The organism is Arenibacter palladensis (genome assembly GCF_900129275.1).
GTDB lineage: Bacteria > Bacteroidota > Bacteroidia > Flavobacteriales > Flavobacteriaceae > Arenibacter > Arenibacter palladensis.
The window spans coordinates 72,143-90,720 of record NZ_FQUX01000010.1 but is presented as its reverse complement, the minus strand read 5'-3'; the positions used below and the strand labels follow the sequence as shown (position 1 = coordinate 90,720).

The window sequence follows — 18,578 nt, the reverse complement described above, 5'->3', positions numbered from 1 at the left end:
AGTTATTTAACGTTGTAAATGCTATTTTGCGATTAGGACAAGCAAACCTACTAGTACTATATTCGTATAGCGCACATAAAATTACGTAAATATAATGAGCAAAGAAAAGGTACATATTTTTGACACAACACTTAGAGATGGAGAGCAAGTCCCCGGATGTAAATTGGATACGGACCAAAAACTAATTATCGCTGAAAGACTGGATCTTTTAGGGGTAGACATTATAGAAGCCGGTTTCCCAATTTCCAGTCCAGGAGATTTTAATTCTGTGCAGGAGATTTCAAAAATTGTAAAGAATGCAACGGTATGTGGACTTACGCGTGCTGTTAAAAAAGACATTGAAGTTGCTGCAGAGGCATTAAAATATGCTAAAAGACCAAGGATACATACAGGTATCGGAACTTCGGAATCCCATATTAAATTCAAGTTCAACTCCAATAAGGACGCTATAATAGAACGGGCCGTAGAGGCGGTAAGTTATGCCAAAACCTTTGTGGAGGATGTAGAATTTTATGCGGAGGATGCGGGAAGAACGGATAACGAATTTTTAGCCAGGGTCTGTGAGGCGGTCGTTAAGGCCGGTGCCACGGTATTGAATATCCCTGACACCACAGGTTACTGTTTGCCTGAGGAATACGGAGCCAAAATAAAATATCTAAAGGAAAACGTAACCGGTATACATAAGGCTATTTTATCCTGTCATTGTCATAATGACCTAGGATTGGCCACCGCAAACTCCATTGCCGGAGTAATCAACGGTGCAAGACAAATTGAATGTACTATCAATGGAATTGGCGAAAGGGCCGGAAACACTGCCCTAGAGGAAGTGGTCATGATCTTGAGACAGCACCCAACACTTAATTTGGACACCAATATCAACAGTAAATTGCTATATGATACCAGTCAGATGGTGTCCCAAAAAATGGGAGTATACGTACAACCCAACAAAGCCATAGTGGGTGCCAATGCATTTGCCCATAGCTCTGGGATTCATCAGGACGGAGTCATAAAAAATAGGGAGACCTATGAAATAATAGATCCTGCAGATGTAGGGGTTAACGAGTCTTCCATTGTTCTTACCGCACGAAGTGGTAGGGCTGCATTGGCCTATAGGGCAAAAAATGTAGGATACGAACTTACTAAGACCCAACTGGATGTAGTTTATCAGGAATTTTTAAAATTTGCAGATAAGCAAAAAGAAATTTTTGACGAGGATATCCACGATATTATCATTGCCAGCGGTATTAAAATAAAAAGCATAGCTTAAAATGGATTTAAAGATTGCTCTTTTAGGGGGAGATGGAATTGGTCCAGAGGTCTTGGCGCAGTCTGTAAAATGTTTACAGGCCGTTGAAGAGACCTTCAACCATCATTTCACTTATACGGAAGGGTTGATCGGAGCTGTTGCTATGGACAAATACGGCTCCCCGCTACCAAAGCAAACCATTGATCTTTGCAAGGCATCAGATGCCATTCTTTTTGGAACTATAGGTACCCTTAAATACGATGACAATCCAAGCGCAAGAGTACGCCCCGAACAGGGGTTGCTCCAACTGCGTAGGGAATTGCAACTTTTTACCAATATTAGGCCGGTAAAGATTTTTCCAACCTTGATAAATAAATCACCTTTAAAAAAACACGTCATTTTTGGAACGGATTTCGTGATCTATAGAGAGCTAACCGGTGGAATCTACTTCGGCGAAAAAAAACTTAGTGAAGACGGGACACGTGCTTCGGATTTATGTGAATACTCAGAAAAGGAAATCAGCCGAATTACCCATTTAGCCTTTAAAGCCGCCAAGAACAGACGCAAAAAACTAACCTTGGTAGATAAGGCAAATGTCTTGGAGACCTCTAGGCTATGGCGCAAAGTGGTAACCAGAATATCAGAAAGCTATCCGGAAGTACAGTTGGATTTTTTGTTTGTTGATAACGCGGCCATGAAAATGATGTTGGATCCGAACGACTTTGACGTTATCCTGACCGATAATATGTTCGGCGACATATTGTCCGACCAAGGCAGTGCCATTTGCGGATCCAAAGGACTTCTGCCTTCGGCCTCGATTGGCAATGAACACGCCATGTTTGAACCTTTTCACGGTTCCTACCCACAGGCTGCCGGAAAAAATATAGCCAATCCTGTAGCCTCCATCCTATCAACCGCCATGATGCTTAGCCATTTCGGACTACATGAAGAGTCGCTCGCCGTTGTAATAGCAGTAGACAAATCCATGAAAAAACATGTGGTTACCAAGGATCTGAACGCTTCAAGTAAATATGGCACCACACAGGTTGGGGATTTTATTGCAGGAAACATCATAGATTCCGATGAAAACCTCAATTATAATTACGAAAATATAGGATTGGGAAGATCCACTATCATTTAATCGCCTGCAAGTACACATCCTTTTTTGTGGATTTGGCCATTTATAAAGAATAGAAAGATAATCCCAACTAGTCGCTCCCTGTATTTTAAATCTCATTGCTTTATACCTCCAAGAGTTGAAGTATGAAACTGTGGAAATCCTTCTTAAAACTGTCGTAATGACTACCCGTTGCCGGACCGTTGAAACCCGTGTATATTTTTTGCACTTCCCCCTTTTTGCCGACAATTATAGTTGTGGGGAAGGAAAGTACATGATTCAACATGGGTAACTTTTTTTGTGCCATTTCCTTGTCTATACCCCCGTATTGGGCCAACAATATGGGATATTGAACCCCTATCCTATCTTTAAGCCTATTAATCGATTTAAAGGCCGCATCCTTCGTTTTGGCATACTCAAAAGCTAGGGCGATAACAGTTATATCTTCATTTGAATATTTTTCCAGATAATCCACCAAAAATTTGGTTTCGTCCAAACAATTTGGACACCAGGTCCCCATAATCTGAATAATGACTACCTTATCCTTAAACACAGGATCGCTCAAGGACACTATATTGCCATTGGAATCAGGGAACGAAAAACTTAATTTGTCATACCCTTTTTTCATATAGGTCAACGTCTCGGAATTGGGCAGCTCATAGTTTTCATTCCTTTTGGCCACAAAAAATTCCTTGGAATGCTTTCCGGAGTAAAACACTCCTACCATGGTGCTATCTGTAGTTTTGGCTTTGAACAAATAGGCACGGGCACCGTCGAATGTGGAGAACTTTACAGAATCGACAGTATTAATACCATCCAAATAGCGATAATCCCCAGTGGCTGTTCTAAAGGTACCGGAAACCTTGTCATCTACCTGCTTAAAGATCCCCTTGGCCATATAGCTTTCCCCATTTTCAGGCTTAAACATCACCTCCCAATCTCCAGAAATATTGGTATTGGGAATACCCTCACTCTTAAAGCGCTCATCAATTCCATGCTCAGCCCTGAAGGGCAATACCCTTTCTTCGTTTTCTTTTCTAAATTCTCCAGTTATTTGCTTGTCATTAAATTTTCCTGCCATGTACCCTTCAAAAACAGGCATTCGAATGACTACGGAATCTCCCTTTACCTTTATTTCATCAATAAAAATAGTTTCATCGGAATTGTACAATTCAATAACGTATTCCCCATTTCCAGTATCCTTTAGGCTAAAATTGAATGGCAAACTTTGGTCGTCTCCGACTTCCACTTCGGCCAACCACATGCCTTCTGCCAAAACAACGGCTTCAGAATCTTTGCAGCTATTGAACAGTATGCACAGAAAAAATATGAAGAAAATGTGCTTCATCTTGAATCATTGAACATTAAATTGAAGGGGAAGCTTTTTTGATGGAAATTTTTGACCCTTATACACTAGTTGGTCTCGTGAAATGAAAAGGGTGACGAAAAAAATATCGAGTTAAGTAACAAAAAATTTTGGATAATAAAAAATAAAACATTCAATGAAATACGTATTGAATGTCTTCTAGCATTGTTTTATATTTGAGGTCTTTAAAAATACTCGATGAAAATATCTTACAACTGGTTGAAGCAGTTCTTGAAAATTGACTGGGATTCCAATAGGACAGCTGAATTATTAACTGACTTGGGCCTGGAGGTTGAGGGTATTTCCCCATTTGAATCTGTCAAAGGAGGATTGAAAGGAATTGTGGTTGGCGAAGTTTTGACCTGTATAAAACATCCAAACGCTGATAAATTAAAATTGACCACCGTAAACATTGGTCTTGAAGCTCCGTTACAAATTGTCTGTGGGGCACCCAACGTAGAAGCCGGACAAAAGGTAGCCGTGGCTACCATAGGGACAACCCTATATACAGCGGAAGGAGAAGCCTGGGTAATAAAGAAAGGAAAGATCCGTGGAGAGGAAAGCCATGGCATGATCTGTGCCGAAGATGAGCTTGGATTGGGCGAAAGTCACGACGGAATTATGGTACTCCCTGATGCATTAAAAGTGGGAACCCCCTGTTCCGAAGTTTTCGAAATTGAAGTTGATGAGGTGTTTGAGATTGGACTTACTCCCAACCGGGCCGATGCCATGAGCCATTTTGGAGTTGCCAGGGATCTAAAGGCCGGATTTAAGCAAAGGGATATCCTTAAGGAATTGATTACTCCACCAGTGACCAATTTCAACATTGTAAACCGATCGTTAAAAATTGACGTTGAGGTCGTAAAGAGCGAACTGGCTCCCAGATATTGCGGAATAACCATAAGTAACCTAATTGTACAACCATCACCGGATTGGTTAAAAAATAGATTGAGATCTATTGGAATTACCCCAAAGAATAATGTGGTAGACGCTACCAATTATGTATTGCACGAATTGGGGCAGCCTTTGCACGCTTTTGATGCTGCAAAGATCAAAGGAAACAAAATAATTGTAAAAACCCTTCCCAAAGGAACCAAGTTTACCACTTTGGATGGAGTTCAGCGCACCCTAAGTGAAGAGGATCTTATGATTTGCGATACGGAAAAACCGCTGTGTATAGCCGGAGTCCTGGGCGGGCAAAATTCTGGGGTTACGGAAAGTACCAGCAGTATTTTCTTGGAAAGTGCCTTCTTCAACCCTGTATCCGTGCGTAAAACGGCCAAAAGACACAGTATAAATACAGACGCTTCCTTCCGTTTTGAGAGGGGAATAGATATAGATAATGTAGAATATTGCCTAAAACGCGCTGCTCTGCTTATCCACGAAATCGCCGGTGGAGATATTACTTCGGACATTGTGGATATTTATCCCAAAAAGAAGGATGACTACCACGTGTTCTTGACATTCGACAAAATTAACAAGTTAATTGGTCAGGAAATTCCCAAGGACACTATTAAGTCCATTCTTGCATCATTGGACATAAAGGTAAAAAATGTTACGGAATCCGGTCTTGGATTATCAATTCCTTTCTACCGTGTGGATGTGCAGAGAGAGGTGGATGTCATTGAGGAAATTCTGCGCGTTTTTGGATATAATAATGTTGAATTTAAAGAAAAGCTGAACGCTTCCATTGCCCCTACCTCCAAATTTGAGGATTATAAGATCCAAAACATAATAGGTAATTTTTTAGCCTCAAAAGGATTCAATGAAATATTGGCCAATAGTTTAACTTCCCCTGTCTATAACAAATTATCGGAAGATATTAAGGAAGAACACACTATTAGTATGTTAAACCCCCTCAGTACAGATCTTTCGGTAATGAGGCAATCCATGCTGTTTTCAGGCCTAGAGGCTATTGCACACAATAGCAATAGGCAGATGCACAACCTTAAAATATTCGAATTTGGAAAAACCTATCATCAATATGAAACCCAAAGAGAGGAGAAAAAGCATCTAAGTATTCTTGTCACCGGGAACAGATTGGAAGATAGCTGGAACACTCCGCCCAAAAAGGCAGATTTCTTCTACCTTAAGGCTATTGTAGAAAATCTCCTAAATAGATTGGGGCTTACCCAACTTATATCCCAACCTAATACCAGCGACACTCTATCGGAGGGAATTTCCTTATCAATGGACAATAAGTCAATAGTTAGCCTTGGGGTTGTAAAGAAATCCATTTTAAAGGAGTTTGATATTAAGGAAGAGGTGCTCTATGCGGATTTTGACTGGGATTGTATATTGGAAGCCATAGTGAACAATAAAATAATCTATAAAGAAATTCCAAAATACCCTGAAGTAAAGAGGGACTACGCCCTTTTGGTGGACGAGCAGGTGAGTTTTAAGCAGATTTATGATATAGCGCTTCAGACCGAACGAAAGTATTTAACCAATGTGAACCTTTTCGATGTTTACAATGGCAAAAATTTACCAGAAGGCAAAAAGTCATATGCCGTAAGTTACACCCTGCAGGATGAAAACGGTACCTTGACCGACAAGCAGATAGACAAGATAATGAATAAGCTTTTACATCGCTATGAAAGCGAATTGGGAGCCGAATTAAGGTAAATTTGCTGCCGAAAGTGAATTGGGCAGGATAACACTGTCTATCTCATGGATAATACCATTACATTGATTGGCATCGGCACTGGTTATTTTGGCCTTATTTCCTGCCTTGTCCGTAAGCACGATATCCAATCCATCCATGGAGGCAAAAATTTTGTCGCCCTGTACTGTAGTAAAACTTGCTTTGCCATTCCCGTTGCACAAAGCCTTCAAAATTTTGGAGGCAGTTATGTTACCAGCAACAATGTGGTAGGTTAAAAGCGAAAAGAGCTCCTTTTTATTTTCAGGTAATAACAATTCCTTCAAGTTTACTTTGGAGAGCTTTCTAAAAGCCATATCCGAGGGGGCAAAAACCGTAAACGGACCATCCTCGTTCAATATCTTGTCCAAATTAGCAGCCTTTACAGCTTCCAACAAAGTATAATGGTGTCCAGAATCCGCAGCACTTTCAATAATGGAATTTTCCGTCTTTAAAAAACTATTTTCCGTGAATGAAGTTTGGCCATATGCAATAGAGGTAATCAAAAATAATAGGGCGCAAACGGACACATAGCTTCTCATGGTTTCTGGGTTTGGGAATTAAAAAAATCGATGAACGGTTAAATTCGTCGACAATATACAATATTCAATGTGTTGTTTTAAAAAAAGTTATCAACTAATTTAAAAATTTAACAATATTGATTTTTAGCTTACGAAAACACCATAATTACCTGTGTTTTATTACACTATTCCAATTTTTAACGCCATAAACCAAAATTGAAAACCTTAATTTCTTAACTTTATGACAATTGCTATAAAAGAATATAAAAATGCTATTGAGAAGAACCAATATTCGGGAAAAACTTATTCTAGCAAAGCAAAAGGACAAGTCTGCCGATAAAATTTTAAATGATGTCTATCGCCTATTGGCCAAGGAGGACGATGCCCAGAAAAGAATTGAGGACAACCTTAAAAGTATGGACGCAGTAATTTCCAATGACTTTAATTTTGATCTTTTGGAAACTGCGGAAATATACCACGTTCGTCATATTAAAAAAATAGCGGTCGATTATAGGTTAAGATTTTTGGATTCCCACTATTTTAAAGGTGAAATTCCACAGGATGCCATTTCCAAAATAAAAAAACTGGAAAAAGAGCATGAATTGGAAATAAAGGGGTTCAAGATACTTGCACCCTCAAAACTTTTTAAGTTGAAAGACAGGGATGATCCCATTTTATTTGCACCAATAGGTAATGATTATTACTATTTAATCCACAAATGGGGCCGTGACCTGCATCCACTAAGAAAAATATTGATGTGGCCCTTTAAAAGCTTGGTAAATCTCGTTGCCCTGGTAGTAGGTATTAGTTATGTGATAACCCTATTGGTTCCTAACGGATTGTTCTCAAAGGAAAGTTCCAGTTTTCAATTTTGGGTAATTTTCTTTTTTATGTTTAAATGCCTTGCATCCATTGTAATATTTTATGGCTTTGCCTTGGGCAAAAATTTTAATCCCGCCATTTGGAACTGCAAATACTTAAAAACCTAGGACAAATTCTTAACGTACTATTAGGTTCTAATTGGGAAACAATTCCATTGGAATGCCATCCAAATTAATATTATCCACAAATTTGGGGTCTGGTATAGGCTTTATCCTCATTAGTCCTCCTTTGCCACTATCCCCTTTTTTACTATAGCCTATCAAAATCAAATTATTCTTGGCATCGTAGGAAACCATTGTAGTATCTTCTATTTCGTATTTTAGATTTCTTTCCTCTAGGCTAAGAAAATTTTCATAAATATATAGGATAGACAAATTTTCCTTAAAATCATATACCGCGGCAATATGGGGATAGGAACTTTTAGAACCCGATTCCATGGGGTAATACATGGTCTGTTCCCCCAAATATTCCTGTTTGGCATACCCAAACTTTGGCTCCTTCCCCAACAAATAATTGGTCGTAACACCCAAAATCATTGTATTTCCATCAATAAGGTTGTGCAAATTGGGATAACTTACCAATATATTGCCCATTCCATCCTTTGATATCTTTAAAACATCGGTACCCAAGACTACCTCATGGGTTAGGACACCGCTATCAATATTTATGGACATAAGGGAATATTTGTTGGTAATATCGGCATCCAAACACAGAACAAAGGCTTTGTTATTCGAAACCAAAAGCTGAATGGGTTCTTTGGCCAAGGAGACATCTTCAAAAGAATTTGAGCCTTCTGTTAGATCCAAAATCCGCAAATAATAATCATCTTTTTTGGTGTCTTTAGGAACAACATAGGCCAACAAAGCTTTATTTCCGGAAAAAGCAATGCTTTTCACATTACGGTCGCAATTTAAATCTTCCGTAAACGCAGTAGTAAGGGCCGTTGTGCCATCGCTAAAGTCGTGGACCGTAATGTTGCCACTACAGTCCTCCTTGGAGCTGTAAAATCCCATCTGGTTACCATTCCTGTAGAATTGTTGCGGCACAGGCACCATCTCAAAATAGCCAACATCTGGATTAATGGTAATCCCGTCCGAATCTGCATTTAAAAGAGCGGTTTTCATATGTCCGTCTTTATGAAGCAATACGGTATAGTCTGCCTTTAGGCTTGGAGATTCGTCAATCTTATCCCCAACTCCTTCCTCAGAACAGCCCATAACAAGACATGCAATAAACATGCATATGAATAGGTAGGTTTTCATAAAGTAAGAATTTGGGTCCAACAAAACTACACCGGAACGGCGTACATTTTGTTGCGCTGCTCCTTTATTGTCTTATCGGACATATAATCATCAAACGTCAAATATCTGTCAATATTACCTTTTGGAGTCAATTCTATTACCCTATTCGCCACAGTCTCAGCAAATTCGTGGTCATGGGTAGTAAAGAGAACGGTACCTTTAAAATTCTTCAAGGAATTATTGAAGGTGGTTATACTTTCCAGATCCAAATGGTTGGTAGGCTCGTCCAACATAACTACATTGGCCCTCATCAACATCATTCTACTCAACATACAACGTACCTTTTCACCTCCGGACAATACCGTACATTTCTTCAAGGCTTCTTCACCGCTAAACAACATTTTTCCCAAAAAGCCCCTAATATTTACTTCTTCCCTTTCTTCTTCAGTTTTGGCCCATTGCCTTAACCAATCCACCAAATTGATATCTTCGGTAAAAAAGGAAGCATTATCTGCAGGCAAATAGGATTGGTTGGTAGTTACCCCCCACTGAAAGGACCCACTATCCGCCTTTCTATTGCCATTAATAATCTCGTAAAATGCCGTAGTGGCCCTTGAGTCCCTAGAAATTATGGCTACTTTGTCCCCCTTGGCCAGATTAATATTGACATCCTGGAACAAAATCTCGCCCTCTTCTGTTGAGGCGGATAACTTTTCAACGTTCAATATCTGATCCCCGGCTTCCCTTTCCCTATCAAAAATAATGGCAGGGTAACGTCTACTGGAAGGCTTAATATCCTCAATTTTTAATTTGGACAACATTTTTTTTCGGGATGTAGCCTGCTTGCTCTTTGCCACGTTGGCACTGAAACGCTGGATAAACTCCTGCAATTCCTTGGCCTTTTCCTCGGATTTTTTGTTTTGTTGCGCCCTTTGTCTGGCAGCCAATTGACTACTCTCGTACCAGAAGGTATAGTTACCCGAGTAAAGGTTCATTTTTCCGAAATCTATATCCCCAATATGGGTACAAACAGAATCTAAAAAGTGTCTATCGTGCGAAACTACGATAACCGTATTTTCATAGTCGGCAAGGAAGTTCTCCAACCAATTTATAGTTTCATAATCCAGATCGTTGGTAGGCTCATCCATTATCAATACATCCGGATTGCCAAACAATGCCTGTGCCAATAGCACCCTAACCTTGAGTTTGGAATCCAAGTCGCCCATTAAGGTATAGTGAAATTCTTCAGTAATCCCCAAGTTGGACAATAGGGCTGCAGCATCACTATCGGCATTCCAACCGTTCATTTCCTCAAATTGCACCTGCAACTCCCCTATTCTATCCGCATTTTCATCACTGTAATCAGCATATAGGGCATCTATCTCCTTCTTTATCTTGAACAAAGGTTTGTTGCCCATTACCACACTCTCCAAAACCGTATATTCGTCATAGGCATTGTGATTTTGTTCCAAGATGGACATCCTCTTTCCTGGTTCCAAGTGAACGTGACCTGATGTAGGGTCTATTTGTCCCGATAGAATTTTTAAAAATGTGGATTTTCCCGCTCCATTGGCACCAATAATACCATAACAATTACCTTGTGTAAAGGAAACGTTTACTTCATCAAAAAGAACCCTTTTCCCAAATTGCACAGATAAATTTGATACTGACAGCATATATAATGTTTTAAATTTTGTGCAAAAATAACAAAAATAAACCCGTTCAAGCAACTATATTACAACGCCTTTAAGTGTCATTTTAACTAAGAACCAGTAGATTTAACTCACAATTAACAGCCTGTATCTGTTGAGTTTATTAGATTTGTTCACTATAAAGTAGCTATTCTCATATGAATAAACCTTTACTATATTCTTTTCTGATTGCATTAGTTGGTTGCGGTTCGATAGAAAAAAAATCCCCTGGTGCATTCTTTGCTGGTGAAATTGTAAATCCCACTAGCGAGTATGTTGTTCTGTTTAAGGACGATATCGTCATAGATTCTGCCAAACTTGATGGTGATAATAGATTTACTATACAGTTGGATACTGTGGTGGAAGGTTTGTATCATTTTGACCATAGCCCGGAATTACAGTACGTTTATCTAGAAAGGGGAGATAGCCTAATGATCCGCCTCAATACTGAGGATTTTGACGAGTCGTTGATATTTTCCGGGAAGGGCGAAGAAATAAACAATTTTTTAGTGGAATTCTTTTTAACCACGGAATCAGAGCCTGCAATAGTCTACTCCTATTCCCAGCTTGATCCGGTGGATTTCTCCCTTAAATTGGACTCATTGAAGGCAATTAAGGTAAACGCCCTTAACGAGCTTGTCAAGGAAGTGACACTTTCCCCTAAAGCGGCAGACATGGCCAAGGCCAGTATAGATTACAATTATTACATCTATAAAGAGAAATATCCGTTTTGGAACAGAAGAAAGATGGGAATGAACACCATCCCTGAACTTCCAGATAACTTTTACGATTATAGAAAGACAGTAGACTACAACAACGAAAATCTATCGTATCACAGGTATTACTACAATTTTATGAAGACGCATTTTAATAATTTATCCTATATGGGTTGTTATACAAAATGTAAGGATGCGCACTATGAAATAGTCAAGAATAAATTACATTTCAACCAGCACAAGTTAAAACTCATAGATAGCTTAGTTACTGAAAAGGACTTGAGGGATAATTTATTTAGAAATGTGGCCATGGACTACCTAATAAATGTCCATGATACCGATGAAAACAATAGAATTTTTATTGATGATTTTCATAGACTTTCCGGGAATAACAGACATAGTGCTGAAATAGAAGCTATTTACCAGGGAGTAAATAGTCTACAGCCTGCCAACAAACTGCCCAATATTTCGGTCATAAGTACGGATGGGGCTTTAGTTACCCTACAGGAAATTGCTGAAAAAGAAAAAAATACCGTTTTCTATTTTTGGTCCGGAACACAGAGATCCAACTTCGAGAACGTACTTACCCGAGTGGCACAACTATCCGAAAACAAGCCCGAATTTACTTTTGTTGGAATAAATTGCAATACGGATGCCCTAAGATGGCAATCCTTATTAAGTGCCAATAAATTGGACATGGAAAAACAATTCCGCACCGACGATTTTGAAAATTTAAAAAATGCTTTGGTGATAGGTGGTCTCAATAAAGGTATTATAACCAAAGACGGACTTATTGTAGACGCATTTGCCGATCTTTACAGTAGTTTTTAATGCTTATCCGGCTGGTGGAAATTTCGGTTATTGAACTCTAAGAAGATATCCTGATCAATATAAAAAATAAAAAAGCCTCTTATGCTCAATGAGCTCAAGAGGCTTAAATCTATATAGAATTTTGATAAAACTAGTTACCTTTCTTGTAGTCTTCCAAAAACTTGGCAAGGCCACTATCTGTTAAAGGGTGTTTTAAAAGACCTTCAATAGCCGACAATGGACCGGTCATTACATCAGCACCGATTTTGGCACAATCTATCACATGCATGGTATGCCTTACTGAAGCAGCCAATATTTGTGTTTCAAACTCATAATTATCATATATGTGCCTAATTTCAGAGATTAAGTTTAGGCCATCTGTAGAAATATCGTCCAATCTTCCAATAAACGGAGAAACATAGGCCGCACCAGCTTTGGCGGCCAACAAAGCCTGTCCACAGGAGAATACCAAAGTACAATTGGTTCTTATTCCTTTATCGGCAAAATATTTTATAGCCTTAACACCGTCTTTTATCATAGGCACCTTAACCACGATTTGCTCATGCAATTCCGCCAGCTCTTCACCCTCTTTGATCATTCCTTTAAAATCGGTGGAAATTACCTCGGCGGAAACATCACCATCCACTATATTACAGATATCCACATAGTGCTTTAAAATATTGTTTCTTCCGGTAATGCCCTCTTTGGCCATAAGTGAAGGATTTGTGGTTACCCCATCCAAAACTCCTAATTCCTGGGCTTCTTTTATCTGTGCTAAATTAGCGGTGTCAATAAAGAACTTCATGTTAATTGCTTTTTAAATTATTAATTTGAAAGATATAGCCTTTTTGCATGCCTACCTTTTGGTTTGGCAAAATTACAATTTATAATGGTTCATCAAGAGTTTCTCATATACTTTGTCCGGTAATATTTTTTTCAGAAATAATGAGAACTTTTGCATAAACTCCCCAACCTTATAATGGACTTTAGGCTTTTTTGTATTTATTATTTTTAATACCATGTGGGCCACCAACATGGGATCTTTACCACTATCCACATGCTCGTTCATCATTTTCAAGGTACTTCCATAAGGTTCTTTATAGGGCGAGTCACTCAAAATTGGGGCATGGTAACGCCCAGAAGCTATATTGGTTGCAAAATCTCCAGGGGCCAGATTGGTAATGTTTATCCCAAAGCCCTTGACCTCCATTCTCAGGGCCTCCGTAACCAACTCCAAGGCACCTTTAGAGGCAGAATAAAATCCCCTATATGGCAAACCCATATACCCCGCAATGGATGTAATATTGATGATCAAACCCTTTTCCTGCCGCCTCATATGAGGCAAAACCGCCTTGGACATATGTATGGGACCATTAAAATTGGTGTCGAATGCTTTTAAAATTTCGGAGTGTGGTGTTTCCTCTATGGGCCCTGTAATTCCTATGCCGGCATTGTTTACTAATACATCCAATCTCCCTTCCCTTTCCATTAGCTTGGAAATGGCAGACTCTATACTTTCTGGATTTCTTACATCCAATTCCAAAAGTTCAAAATCGATAAAATTGGGATGGCTGTCCAACCGCCGTGTTGTTCCGTAAACTTTAAAACCCTTTGATTTTAAATAAATCCCTATAGATTTTCCAATGCCCGAAGAACCTCCAGTAACAAGTACAACCCTGTGCTCCATTTATTAAAATTAAGGTTGCAAATTAACGAATAAAACAGGAAAGGAAAGGAATATAGTGTTGTTATCTACGCCAAATGGTTCAAAAAAAATGAAAATAAAACCTTCGCTTTAGGGCACAAAAAATGGCAAGCTACCTACATCGCACCGCTACAACCATATACCCTTGCTGCGTTCCCACCCTGGGGGATTCTACAGGAGCTGGTCGTGTAGGACTTGCCGATGCAAATATACAATCTTTTAATTTTTTTACAATCGTTTTCAGGTCTTAATTTTATTAAATATCTTGCCCTAAAAAGTCGCCAAAAATATTTCTGGATAGCGGGTTGATTTTAAGACAACTATACAAAAATCAAAGAAACTATTTGTTCGGAGAATATGCTTTACGCTCTAAAATTTTATTATAATTTATACCCTTATTAAAAAATGAACGCCTTTAAATTAAACCTATTCTTTATAATTCCCCTGTTCTTTTTAGCCTGTGATGGTACCACAAACCCTTCCAAACTCTTCGAAATTCAGTTGGAAGGAAACCAAACGGAATTTCAAAAAAATCAGGTGGTAGGCATCTCTGTCAAAAATTTAAAGAATAAGGAGATAGATAAGATCACCTACACCTTGGACAATAAGGAAATTACGCTGAACAACGATAAAATTACACTGGACCAATTGGAACTTGGGGCCAAAACCTTGACTGCCAACATAAGTTTCGAAGGTGAAACCGTTGAAGTCTCCAAAGGGATAAAATTATTGGCAGAGCATGCGCCCGAAATCTATACCTACGAAATTCTCAACGAATACCCCCATGATATGGACGCCTATACCCAAGGATTGGAATTTCATCAGGATACACTTTACGAAAGTACCGGTAAAAAGGGCAAATCCTCCCTGAGGCAGGTAGATTATAAAACCGGAAAAATTTTAAAGAAAATTGACTTGGACAACACCTATTTTGGAGAGGGCATCACTATTTTAAACAATAAAATTTATCAGCTTACCTGGCAAAGTGGAGTTGGATTCATCTACGACCTAAGGGATTTTAAGAAAATAGACAGTTTTAAGTACAACCAAAGTAAGGAAGGATGGGGTTTGTGCAACGATGGCAAGAAAATATTCAAGAGTGATGGCACCGAGAAAATATGGTTTTTAAATCCTGAAACTATGGCCGAGGAGGGCCATTTTGAAACGGTAACCAATACCTCCATATTTAACAAGGCCAATGAATTGGAATATGTAGACGGAAAAATATACGCTAATGTCTACCAAAAGGAAAGCATGATGATCATAGACGCCAAAAGTGGTGCAATAGAAGGTGTTATAAATTTTGGCGGTCTAAAGGAAAAAGTTACGCAACATCAGAATCTGGACGTACTAAATGGAGTAGCCTATCATCCACAAAGGAAGACCTTCTTCGTTACTGGAAAAAACTGGGACAAAATGTTTGAGGTAAACATCCTTAAAAAATAACTATGGGAACTTTTGAAAAAACCATAAAGGTAGTAGAGGATGATCTGGATGACCTGAACCACGTTAACAATGTACGATATGTTCAATGGATGCAAGATATTGCCAAGGAACATTGGCGGGCCAAAGCTCCTAAAGATTTGATAAACAATACGGTATGGGTAGTACTGACCCATCATATTACGTACAAAAGTGCAGCAAAATTGGACGATGTTATTCTAATGAAAACTTATATCGACAAGACCAAGGGCCCCGTGAGCGTTAGGATTGTAGAAATGTACAACAAAGAAAACAATCAATTGCTTGTCAAATCCAAGACCGAATGGTGTTTGTTAAACTCAGAAACTTTCAAGCCCATGAGAATTTCCCCGGAAATAGAAAGTATCTTTCTTACCCAAACCTGAATATTCAATATAAAATCCGTGCATAAAACTTTTTGTATTTTTTCTGCCCTAGTTCTACTATTATTATTTTCCTCATGTAGGACAGACTTCGATTATACAAAAAGTAACGGCTCTTTGGAATTCTCCAAGGATACTGTTTTTTTGGATACAATTTTCAGCAACATTGGCAGCAGCACCTACACCTTAAAAGTATATAACCGCAGCTCCACGGATATAAGCATCCCCACAATTCAGCTCAAAAACGGAGAAGACAGCAAATATCGTTTAAATGTAGATGGGGAAGCTGGTCAACTTTTTAGGGACATCCCTTTGTTTGCCAAGGACAGCCTATACATCTTTGTGGAAACCACTGCCGACATTACAGATGCCGATGCCAAGGAATTTTTGCACACAGATGCTATTCAGTTCGACAAGGAAAACCATTTGCAAGAAGTACAATTGGTCACCCTGATCAAGGATGCCATATTTTTATTCCCAGCAAGATCCCTGAACGGACAACGGGAAACAATTGTTCTAGATATTAAGGAATCTGGGGAAGAAATTAGGGCGGAAGGTTTTGAACTCGGCCTAGACCAGCTCAATTTCACCAAAGACAAACCCTATGTTATATATGGCTACGCTGCCGTACCTGAAGGTAAGACCCTAACCATTGAAGCAGGTACTCGAGTACATTTCCACAAGGATTCAGGGATATTGATAAAAGAAAATGCCTCCCTACATATTAACGGGCGATTAAGCGAGGACAGGGATTTACTGGAAAACGAGGTGGTTTTTGAAGGAGATCGGCTGGAGCCCAACTACTCGGACGTCCCCGGTCAATGGGGGTCTATATGGATATCCAAAGGCAGTATACATAACAAAATAGACTACCTCACGATCAAAAATGCCACTGTAGGCATTCTCGTCCATGGGGGAAACAACCTAGAGGAAACCACTTTAACTTTAAAGAACTCCCAAATCTACAATAGCGAAAACGTAAACTTGTGGGCAAAATCCGCCAAAATAAGAAGTGAAAATTTAGTTTTGGGTGCTGCAGGGAACATCTCATTATATTGCAACCTCGGAGGCGATTACAGCTTTACCCATGCAACGATAGCCAATTATTGGAAATATGGGTTCCGCTCTGGAGCAGCGCTACAATTGGACAATTCTACATTGAGTGGAAACAGTACATCTACCATGGCAAGGGCAGATTTTAAAAATTGCATAATATATGGCAGCAATCCAAACGAATTGAACCTGATCAAAGGTGAAAATTCAACTTTTAATTTCTACTTCGAAAACTGCCTCCTTAAATTCAAGAACAATTCTGAAAATGATCTGTACAACTTTGGCAACACCGCCCATTATGATAATGTATTGCTAAATTTGGATCCGGAATTTGAATCCCCCACACAGAATAATTTTTTAATTAAAGAAAATTCAAGTGCTATTGGAGCAGGAAATCTGGTCACGGCGCAGTCAGTTCCCTTAGATATTCTAGGGACGGATAGGACAAAAAACCTAACCCTAGGCGCCTATGAAGTAATTTTCATAAATTAAAATAGTAATATTCTTCAAAGGTCGAAAGAAAAATCTTTCAAATAGTATATATTTAGCCAATAAAATGAAAACCCTAGTTTTTCTAAGGTTGAAATACCCACCTATGCATTTAAGTATCACTAATTTGCATTAAAATCATCTGAAATTATGGAATATACCTATACCATTTTGGACTCTGATGCCCAATCCAATTTACAGCTCCAACACTATATGGAAGAATACAGTGAATTCTATTGTTCAGGAGTAGCCACCAACAGTGTTGATGGTTTAAATGGTATACTTAAAAAATCTCCAGATGTCGTATTTATCCATTTAAATGAAAAGGCCCATGAGTATTTTCATATGATTATGGAAATGCACCAATACCTAAAAGAAATCCCAATTTTTATCGGAATTTCCAAAAGCAAGCAATTTGCCTTTGAAGCCTTAAAATGTCATTTTTTCGACTACTGGTTACTGCCTTATAACGAATTCGACATTAGAAAGACCCTCTTAAGATTAAAATTAAAAACACCCAAGGATCAGGAGCCCAAAACACTTTTGCTTCAATCCTATAAAGATTATCGCTACATAAATACAAAGGAAATCATGTATTTACAAGCCGATAATAATGCCACAGACTTTTTTATGAAAGATGGAAGTACTATAAGTGCTTTTAAAACGTTAAAGACTTTTGAAAACAATTTACCGGCGAATTTTGTAAGGGTACATCAAAGTTATATTATCAATATCGACTTCGTTTCTAGGATCAACTATGGTAAAGGTCTGTGCACTTTAAAGCACGACAAACTACAATTACCTTTTTCCAAATCCTACAAAAATAACATTGACAACCTTAAAAAGGTCCTGGCCAAAAATACCATTTCTACACTTAATTAGACAAATTCTCACAAAAACAGTACGTTCACTAATAGAACTCCCACATGTACTAAAGATAATTCCTACATAATTTTTTAGTGTTCCTTCTTTGTTAATTTGGCTTTAGAATTAAACCTCATTAACCCTCGAAAACCACTAAAAATGAAAAGATTACTATCTATTTTTGCCGTAGTACTTTTAAGTATCGGCTTATTTGCCATGGGAACCCAAGATGTGTTTCCTACTGTAAACAATTCCATCGCTACTGACGGAGACGTAATTCCAAGGGAAAGAAGAGACCCTCCCAAGGCTACGATCGATTTCCAGAAAAATGACAATGCCGTTGCTACCGATGGTGATGTAATTCCAAGGGAAAGAAGGGATCCTCCTAAGGC

16 protein-coding genes and 1 other RNA gene are annotated in these 18,578 nt (G+C 38.7%); 10 read left to right on the top strand and 7 right to left on the bottom strand.

Features of this window, described 5'->3' with window-relative positions; genetic code table 11:
• Positions 1-94 precede the first annotated feature (94 nt).
• Together BUA60_RS20145 and leuB are read left to right on the top strand one after the other, a co-directional pair.
• Positions 95-1,267 (top strand): 2-isopropylmalate synthase, encoded by a 1,173-nt coding sequence (locus tag BUA60_RS20145; protein WP_072864948.1) that lies wholly within the window; start codon positions 95-97, stop codon positions 1,265-1,267.
• Between the two features lies 1 nt (position 1,268).
• Positions 1,269-2,387: a 3-isopropylmalate dehydrogenase gene (gene leuB, locus BUA60_RS20140; protein WP_072864946.1), complete on the top strand. Its 1,119-nt coding sequence runs from the start codon at positions 1,269-1,271 to the stop codon at positions 2,385-2,387.
• Between the two features lie 100 nt (positions 2,388-2,487).
• Here the strand turns inward: leuB and BUA60_RS20135 are convergent, their stop codons facing one another.
• The gene (locus BUA60_RS20135) at positions 2,488-3,711 is read right to left on the bottom strand and encodes a peroxiredoxin family protein (RefSeq protein ID WP_072864944.1); all 1,224 of its coding nucleotides are present in this window, start codon (positions 3,709-3,711) and stop codon (positions 2,488-2,490) included.
• Between the two features lie 216 nt (positions 3,712-3,927).
• On the opposite strand from BUA60_RS20135, the gene pheT reads away from it, so the two are divergent.
• Entirely contained in the window at positions 3,928-6,354 is a 2,427-nt protein-coding gene (gene pheT, locus BUA60_RS20130) for a phenylalanine--tRNA ligase subunit beta (RefSeq protein WP_072864942.1), read from the top strand.
• Here pheT and BUA60_RS20125 read toward each other — a convergent pair.
• Positions 6,346-6,912 (bottom strand): fasciclin domain-containing protein, encoded by a 567-nt coding sequence (locus tag BUA60_RS20125; protein ID WP_072864940.1) that lies wholly within the window; start codon positions 6,910-6,912, stop codon positions 6,346-6,348. The genes pheT and BUA60_RS20125 overlap by 9 nt on opposite strands.
• 248 nt (positions 6,913-7,160) lie before the next feature.
• On the opposite strand from BUA60_RS20125, the gene BUA60_RS20120 reads away from it, so the two are divergent.
• Complete coding sequence (locus BUA60_RS20120) at positions 7,161-7,880, top strand: hypothetical protein (protein ID WP_072864938.1); 720 nt, start codon at positions 7,161-7,163, stop codon at positions 7,878-7,880.
• Positions 7,881-7,907: 27 nt separating this feature from the next.
• Here the strand turns inward: BUA60_RS20120 and BUA60_RS20115 are convergent, their stop codons facing one another.
• Positions 7,908-9,035: a hypothetical protein gene (locus BUA60_RS20115; protein WP_143153247.1), complete on the bottom strand. Its 1,128-nt coding sequence runs from the start codon at positions 9,033-9,035 to the stop codon at positions 7,908-7,910.
• Between the two features lie 26 nt (positions 9,036-9,061).
• Positions 9,062-10,690 carry an ABC-F family ATP-binding cassette domain-containing protein gene (locus BUA60_RS20110; protein WP_072864932.1) on the bottom strand — a complete coding sequence of 543 codons (1,629 nt, stop codon included), beginning with the start codon at positions 10,688-10,690 and terminating at the stop codon, positions 9,062-9,064.
• A gap of 173 nt (positions 10,691-10,863) precedes the next feature.
• On the opposite strand from BUA60_RS20110, the gene BUA60_RS20105 reads away from it, so the two are divergent.
• The gene (locus tag BUA60_RS20105; protein ID WP_072864929.1) at positions 10,864-12,252 is read left to right on the top strand and encodes a transaldolase; all 1,389 of its coding nucleotides are present in this window, start codon (positions 10,864-10,866) and stop codon (positions 12,250-12,252) included.
• 130 nt (positions 12,253-12,382) lie between these two features.
• Here the strand turns inward: BUA60_RS20105 and fsa are convergent, their stop codons facing one another.
• The 3 genes from fsa to ffs all read right to left on the bottom strand — a co-directional run bounded on the left by fsa (position 12,383) and on the right by ffs (position 14,137).
• Positions 12,383-13,036: a fructose-6-phosphate aldolase gene (fsa, locus tag BUA60_RS20100; RefSeq protein WP_072864927.1), complete on the bottom strand. Its 654-nt coding sequence runs from the start codon at positions 13,034-13,036 to the stop codon at positions 12,383-12,385.
• A gap of 72 nt (positions 13,037-13,108) precedes the next feature.
• A complete protein-coding gene (locus tag BUA60_RS20095; protein ID WP_072864925.1) occupies positions 13,109-13,918 on the bottom strand; it encodes an SDR family oxidoreductase in 810 nt (269 codons plus the stop codon).
• 120 nt (positions 13,919-14,038) lie between these two features.
• An RNA gene (gene ffs, locus BUA60_RS20090) (signal recognition particle sRNA small type) lies at positions 14,039-14,137 on the bottom strand.
• A gap of 204 nt (positions 14,138-14,341) precedes the next feature.
• On the opposite strand from ffs, the gene BUA60_RS20085 reads away from it, so the two are divergent.
• The 5 genes from BUA60_RS20085 to BUA60_RS23100 form a co-directional block, all read left to right on the top strand.
• The gene (locus BUA60_RS20085) at positions 14,342-15,382 is read left to right on the top strand and encodes a glutaminyl-peptide cyclotransferase (protein ID WP_072864923.1); all 1,041 of its coding nucleotides are present in this window, start codon (positions 14,342-14,344) and stop codon (positions 15,380-15,382) included.
• 2 nt (positions 15,383-15,384) lie between these two features.
• A complete protein-coding gene (locus BUA60_RS20080) occupies positions 15,385-15,783 on the top strand; it encodes an acyl-CoA thioesterase (RefSeq protein ID WP_072864921.1) in 399 nt (132 codons plus the stop codon).
• Positions 15,784-15,801: 18 nt separating this feature from the next.
• On the top strand, positions 15,802-17,325 hold the full coding sequence (locus tag BUA60_RS20075; protein WP_143153246.1) for a hypothetical protein: 1,524 nt from the start codon (positions 15,802-15,804) through the stop codon (positions 17,323-17,325).
• Positions 17,326-17,472: 147 nt separating this feature from the next.
• Positions 17,473-18,204, top strand: coding sequence for a LytR/AlgR family response regulator transcription factor (locus BUA60_RS20070; protein ID WP_072864918.1), 732 nt, complete (start codon positions 17,473-17,475; stop codon positions 18,202-18,204).
• A 141-nt stretch (positions 18,205-18,345) separates the two neighbouring features.
• The coding region (locus tag BUA60_RS23100; RefSeq protein WP_178347039.1) for a hypothetical protein at positions 18,346-18,578 on the top strand (233 nt) is incomplete at its 3' end.